This is a genomic window from Streptococcus sp. DD11, from assembly GCF_001578865.1.
In the GTDB taxonomy this organism is placed as follows: domain Bacteria; phylum Bacillota; class Bacilli; order Lactobacillales; family Streptococcaceae; genus Streptococcus; species Streptococcus panodentis.
Genome location: NZ_KQ969393.1, coordinates 361,079 through 367,490, shown reverse-complemented (window position 1 = coordinate 367,490; position 6,412 = coordinate 361,079). Strand labels below are relative to the sequence as shown.

The 6,412-nt window shown below is 50.3% G+C and carries 6 protein-coding genes; all 6 read right to left on the bottom strand.

Annotated features, from left to right (window positions below; all coding sequences use genetic code 11):
- Positions 1 to 402, bottom strand: a 402-nt coding sequence (locus STRDD11_RS05040) for a flavodoxin family protein (protein ID WP_164828384.1), incomplete at its 3' end; no start/stop codon positions are given.
- A gap of 470 nt (positions 403 to 872) precedes the next feature.
- Positions 873 to 1,592, bottom strand: a complete 720-nt coding sequence (gene budA / locus STRDD11_RS05035; RefSeq protein ID WP_128835990.1) for an acetolactate decarboxylase — start codon at positions 1,590 to 1,592, stop codon at positions 873 to 875.
- Positions 1,593 to 1,623: 31 nt separating this feature from the next.
- Positions 1,624 to 3,288 (bottom strand): acetolactate synthase AlsS, encoded by a 1,665-nt coding sequence (alsS, locus tag STRDD11_RS05030; RefSeq protein ID WP_128835988.1) that lies wholly within the window; start codon positions 3,286 to 3,288, stop codon positions 1,624 to 1,626.
- Positions 3,289 to 3,371: 83 nt separating this feature from the next.
- Positions 3,372 to 4,601: a tetratricopeptide repeat protein gene (locus STRDD11_RS05025; protein WP_128835986.1), complete on the bottom strand. Its 1,230-nt coding sequence runs from the start codon at positions 4,599 to 4,601 to the stop codon at positions 3,372 to 3,374.
- On the bottom strand, positions 4,591 to 5,775 hold the full coding sequence (locus tag STRDD11_RS05020; protein ID WP_128835984.1) for an AI-2E family transporter: 1,185 nt from the start codon (positions 5,773 to 5,775) through the stop codon (positions 4,591 to 4,593). Before STRDD11_RS05020 ends, STRDD11_RS05025 begins: the two co-directional genes overlap by 11 nt.
- A gap of 464 nt (positions 5,776 to 6,239) precedes the next feature.
- A partial coding sequence (locus STRDD11_RS05015) for an ATP-binding protein (protein WP_241209337.1) occupies positions 6,240 to 6,412 on the bottom strand: 173 nt, incomplete at its 5' end.

Sequence of the window (6,412 nt, the reverse complement as noted above, 5' to 3'; positions counted from 1 at the left end):
CAGTCCCTGGTATTTAAGTCCGTAATTGCGACAGAAACGGTGCATGGCATAGTCCAGCATTTCAATCTCCTTACTGGGCTGAGAACCCTGCAGGAGAAAGAAAAGCTGCTTGCCCCTGAGAGCCTCCGGCGGATAGGGGATGTCAGCTACCCTGTCTAAGAAAGTTTTGAGCAAACCCGAAAAAGACCACCAATAGATGGGGCTGGTAAAGACCCAGACATCGGCCTCTGTCAGTTTTTCATAAACCTGAAAAAACTGGTCCTGCTCTGCTTTCTGACCGTACTGCTCAATATGAAAGTCCACCAAATCCAAGGTCTCATATTTTCGGCCTTTCAGAAAGAGGCGGGCTAACTGCACACTATTGCCGTTTTTGTTGGGGCTGGCATTGATTAGATAAATCATGGCTTCTCCTATCTTGGATTTATTCCTATCGTTATTATAGCAGAAAAAAGCCCAGCAAACAACGGCTGACAAAAGAAGCTGGGACAACCCTACCCAGCTTCGTCTATTTCTATCGTTTGATTGCAAGTTGCAGTGGTTGGGGGAGATACTGTTGACTTTGGTCAACCAGCATCTCCCCCTGCACAGTTCATCAAGCGCTTTAGCGCCATCACCCCCCTGCTGAACGGCTTCTCATTCGTTGATAAATCAGCTCTTACAAGCCGCTGTTTTGACAGCATGCTTTGTTTGGCTGTATTCACCAGCTCAGACCATCATTCCCTGATTGATGAGCTGTTCGGAGGGGGAAGACCAACTCTTTTGACTTGTTTGGCGTTCTTTCCCACTCCTCCGGACTGCCAGAGCAAGGCGGCGCTGGCCTGATTTGCAGAGATCTTGAGCAGTATCAGCCCGATGTTCTTCAGCTATCAATGCTATTCAACCCGGTCAATATCTTCTCTCATCTCATCCATATTAAACTTAGCAAACAGATACTTGCGGTCCTGCACCGGAAAGCGCTGATCCAACTGATCAACCGCTCCCAGCTCGACAATGCCCTCTCTGATGACAAAGTCCATGACATGACCGCCAAAGGTCAGGTCATCGGATACAAAATGCAGATGATAGCCCGCCAGACTGACCCCATGGAAAATTTCCGGTGTCCAAATGCCGACAATGGTCCCCGACACATTGTCCTTGCTGTATTCAGGCTGGTTGACGGCCACTTCCGCAAATTTTCGCTCAGTGGTCGACTTCGGAATCATCCGGACATGCATATGGGCAAAATCCCCGTGAATCTTGATAGAGCGGAAAAGATTTTCTCCGTCATAGTAAGACTCAATCCGCTTTTCCAGCTCCTGATCATCCATCTCAAAGCGCTGGCGGAAAATAACCTCGGCTTGATGAGGCACTACAGCTGCATAGGGAACCGTCACATCGTCTGCCAGCTCGACCACTTCCAGCTGGTCGCCTGACCCCTTGGCCTGATAGGCCTTGCCATCCAGCACAATCAGCTCACCATCAATGGAGTCCAGAGTCCCCAGGCCCAAATCTCCGTACTGCAGCAGCTCACCAATCGTCATGCTGCCGTCATAAAGCCCTGCCATGAGAGCTCCCAGAGTATTGTATTGAAATAATTTTACTGGCTCTGCCATTTTTTCTCCTTTTCTATCAACCTTTTTCTAACTAATAAAACTCATCCGGCAAAATAGTCTCTCCCAGAGTGCTGCTGTCCTTGTAGTCAACCGGCAGGTCAATGATGACCGGCCCCTTTTCCTCAAAGGCAGCCTGCAGCAAATCTGCAAACTCCTGCTGAGAAGTTGCACGGAAGCCTTTGGCTCCAAAGCTTTCTGCGTATTTTACAAAATCAACCGGACCAAAGTCAACACCGGACGAACGGCCGTATTTCATCTCTTCCTGAAATTCGACCATATTGTAGCGGCCGTCATTCCAGATAATGTGGACAATGGGCAGCTGAAGGCGGACAGCTGTTTCCAGCTCCTGGGCCGAAAAGAGAAAGCCGCCGTCTCCGGATACTGAGATAATCTTGGTATTGGGACGGACCAGAGCTGCGGAAATGGCCCAAGGCAGGGCCACCCCCAGCGTCTGCATTCCATTTGAAAAGAGCAGATGTCTAGGCTCATAGCTCTTAAAATAACGGGCCATCCAGATATAGTGGGTTCCCACATCCACCGTCACCGTCATGTCATCCTTGGCATTTGCCTGCAGGACCTCAATGATGTCCAGCGGATGCAGACGGCCGGGCTCAGTCTGACTGCGGTCAAACTTGACATCGCCATCCATCTTATTGCGCAGGCTCTGCAGGTATTCTCTGGAGCCTTCCGGCAGCTGGTAGCCGTTGACTGCAGGCAGCAGCAAATCCAGCGTATTGGCAATATCTCCAATCAGCTCACGCTCAGGCTGGAAGTAGGTATCAATCTCAGCCGGCTCCACATCAATGACAACAATGCGGGCAGAGATTTCAGCATTCCAGTTGCGGGCTTCATATTCAATGGGATCGTAGCCAATAGCGATGACCAGATCCGACTTCTTCAGCAGCATATCGCCCGGCTGATTGCGGAAGAGCCCCACCCGTCCAAAGAAGGTGTCTTCTTCCAGCTCCCGGGACACAATGCCGGCTCCTTGGAAGGTCTCCACCACTGGCAGCTGGACCTGCTCCAAAAGCCGGCGGAGTGCAGCTGTTACGGTAGCATTGGAAGCGCCGTTGCCCAGCAAGAGCACCGGCAGGACAGCGTTTTTAATCGCCTGAGCCAGATAATTAATATCGGCTACTGAGCTGGAGCCCAGCTGAGGATCCGTCAGCGGCTTGATAGCCTTGACCTTGACCGGGCTGTCAACTACATCCTGGGGGATAGAGATAAAGCTGGCTCCCGGCATTCCAGACTTGGCGTGGCGGTAAGCATTGGCAATAATTTCCGATAAGGTATTGCCGTCCTGAACCTCTACCGAATACTTGGTAATCGGCTTAAAAAGGGCCGCATTGTCCATAGACTGGTGAGCCCGCTTCAGCAGGTCCGAGCGCTTGACCTGACCAGCCAGTGCCAAAACAGGGTCGCCCTCTGCCGTTGCCGTTACCAGACCTGTCGCCAGATTGGACGCACCGGGTCCGCTGGTTGCGATGACGACCCCCGGCTCTCCGGTAATCCGGCCAATCCCCTGAGCCATAAAGGCAGCATTCTGCTCATGGCGGGCTACAATCAGCTCCGGTCCCTTGTCTTCCAAGGTATCAAAAACCCGGTCAATCTTGGCACCCGGGATGCCAAAAACATAGTCTACCTTGTGATTGATTAAACTGTCAACAATCAGATCTGCTCCAAATTTTTCTGTCATTTTCTCATTCCTTCCTGATTTTCATGACAAACATTATAACACAGGTGACTTAAAAGATTCTAAGAAAGCGCTTGTTAAAGATTTTACAAACTGTCAAGCACATCCTGCATCCCGCCGTCATCCGGCACCAGCTTGAGATATTTCTGAGCCTGAACTTTCGCCTCTTCAAAGCGGCCCAGCTCCCGCAGCAGATAGGTATAGCTCTCCAGAAATTCTGGATTTTCCTGCAGATCACGGGCCAGCCCGTCGTAGGCTTCCGCTGCCCGGTCCAGATTTTCCAAGGCCTGATAGGCACGCGCCAGATTCCATCGTGTCAGGACATTGTCCACATCCTGCCCCTCAAAAGCCAGAACCTCGTCATAGCGCTCCTGCTCCAAGTAAAGAGTGGTCAGGCGCAGAGCCGTCTCTTCTATGTCATCCGCATTTTCAGCGGCCTGCAGAAGATAGGCTTCCGCTGCCTTCTCATCATGGAGCTCATAGGACAGCTGGGAAGCCAGCAGCAGGAGGCGGGTATCGAAGGGATTCTTATCCAGACCCTGTTTTGCTATAGCCAAAGCTGCTTCTGTCTTGTGCTCAGCATGCAGAGACAGGGCATAGCCGTATTCATAGCCTTCAAAATCCGGCGAAATCGTGTCCAGCTGTTTAAAATAGAGGCTGGCTTTTTGGTATTCCTCCTGCTCGCAGAGCAGGCTGGCCAGTTCATAGACTGCCCTATCATCATATTCCAGCTCAATAGCCTTTTCCAGAAACTCAATGGCTGCTTCAAACTTCCCCAGACTGGCATAGCAGAGACCGATCCGCTGGTAGGTCGAAACCCCAGTCTGCTGGTAAACGGAGCGATTATCCAGACTGGCATATTCCTGAATCGCCTGCGAAAAATTCCCCAGCTCCAGATCTATCTCCGCCAGACCAAAAGTCACCAAGGGCTCCTCGGTCAGCTGTGCTGCAGCGGCCAGTTTCTCTCTGGCCACATCGGGCAGGCCCTCCATTTGATAGAGATCTGCCTTGGCCAGAAGAGCCGCAGGATAGAGCGGACTGTCTGGCTCAATCTCCTCCAGATAGGCAAACGCTTCCTCCAGCTCCCCGTCATCGCTGGCAATGGCTGCCAAGCTGATATAGGACTCAGGATAAAGAGGGGCCAATTTTTCATAAATCCGCTTGGCCTGCGGGAAAAAACCGATACTTTCCAAGTAATCGGCTAGATCCAATAATTCTTCCTGACTGTCACTGGCCAACGCCGCTTCAAAATACTTGTCCGCCTGGACCAGATCTTGATGCTGCAGGGCTTCCAGCATGTTCTGACTATTGCTCACTGGCTTCTCCTATTTCTGCTGCTTGCTGAGAATCATCCTCATAGAGACCGCTGACCTTTCTGTACCACTTAAAGAGAGCGGCAATGGCTACCTTGGCCGAGGCATAGACCGGTATTCCCAAGAATACCCCCCAAATCCCAAACATGGATCCCGATGTCAGCAATACGAATAAAATCGTAATGGGATGAATGCTGAGCTGACTGCCCAGAACCAAGGGAGAAACGAAACGGCCTTCGATGGTCTGCTCAATGATGAAAACAAGGATTGTCTTAGCCAGCATGATGGGCCCGCCGGCAATAAGGGCGATAGCCAACGCCGGCAGCATGGCCAGAAAACTTCCCAGATAAGGGACCAGATTGAGGATGCCCGCAATCACGCCCAGCGTCACCCCGTAGCGCAGACCGATAATCTTGAAAAAGATGATAAACATGACCGCCACAATAATAGCAACCGTCACCTGACCGCGTACATAGTTAGCCAGCTGGGTATTGACATCGGTCATCACCTGACCAAAAGAATCGCGAAACTTGGTCGGAAGGAACTGCACCACATAGGACCGCAGATTTTTACCGTCCCGCAGGAGATAAAAGAGGATAAAGGGCATGATAATAATCGCCACCACAATCTGCGAGGTGGTGCTGATGAGATTGCTGGCCCAGTTGACTGCCCGCGAGGAAAAATTGCTGGCCCAGTCTGTAATCTGGCTGGACAGATTGCTGGTAAACTCCTCCAGCTGCGGCTTGACATCCTCCGAGATATAATTTGTCAGCACATTGTCAATAAACCGTTCCGCTTCTTTCAGATAGGCCGGCACATTCTTGACAAAGGTCATCATCTGGTGCTGCAGGCTGGGAATCGCCACAGCCAGCCCCCAGACAATCAAAAAAGCTATCAGCACAAAGACAAGGGTAATGGCCACCAGCCGATTGATTTTATGCCTTTCCATAAAGTCCACAATGGGATTGAGCAGATAATAAAGCAGCCCGGCCAGAATGACCGGCAGCATAATAACAGTCAGAAATTCAAGAATCGGGGTGAAAATAAAGGTGATTTTACTGAGAATAAAAATATTGAGTCCCAGCAGTAAAGTTACTAAAAAGACTGTAATTGCTTTGTTATCTAAGAACCATTTAAAAAACCAAGACAGGCTGAAATCTTTTTCTTTGTGTTCCATATCCTTCTCCTTTACCATGTCACTTCATTGTAACATTTTTTTCAGAAAAATTCTCAGCTCATACTCAAATGCTGTCTATTCCTGCCTAATTGCAGAAGATTTTCCTGGAGATGAAGAAGCAAAAAACGAATGATAAGGGCAGGTGACAAGGGCTCAGCCATCATTCATTCGTTTTCTATTTATTTTGAATCCTTCTCACTGCAGGCAGGCTGTTACAGTTTCGAAGCGCTCTGCCTTGCTGCAGTTCCAGCCAGTCAGCAGCCGCTCTCTTCTCTATCAACCGCAGCATCCGTAACTCTTGCATCCAAGAGCCTATGAAACTCCTCTTCAGGAATAGAGCTGCTTATAGCCGATGAACATCAAAAGCCAACAAGCTAAGGAAGGGCAGCACAGGCTCAAGCACTGCTCTGATCTTGCGGATAGAGCTGCCGCCAAGAAGTATCGTCTGAGGTTTTGGCAGAGGGTTAGCTCTCCATGGACGGCAGAAAAATAGTGAACCGCATGGCTTTCAGATCCACAGCCTCAAACTGATAGCTCAGACCATGCTTGTCCAAAATCTGCTGAACGATGAAGAGTCCCAGACCAGTGCCGCCATCCTTGCGGTTGCGGCTGTAATCCGGCCGGTAAAAAGGCTGAA

Coding starts and splice junctions, on each gene's coding strand:
- alsS (WP_128835988.1), bottom strand. CDS start 3,288: ATGACAGAAAAATTTGGAGCAGATCTGATTGTTGACAGTTTAATCAAT.
- budA (WP_128835990.1), bottom strand. CDS start 1,592: ATGGCAGAGCCAGTAAAATTATTTCAATACAATACTCTGGGAGCTCTC.
- STRDD11_RS05020 (WP_128835984.1), bottom strand. CDS start 5,775: ATGGAACACAAAGAAAAAGATTTCAGCCTGTCTTGGTTTTTTAAATGG.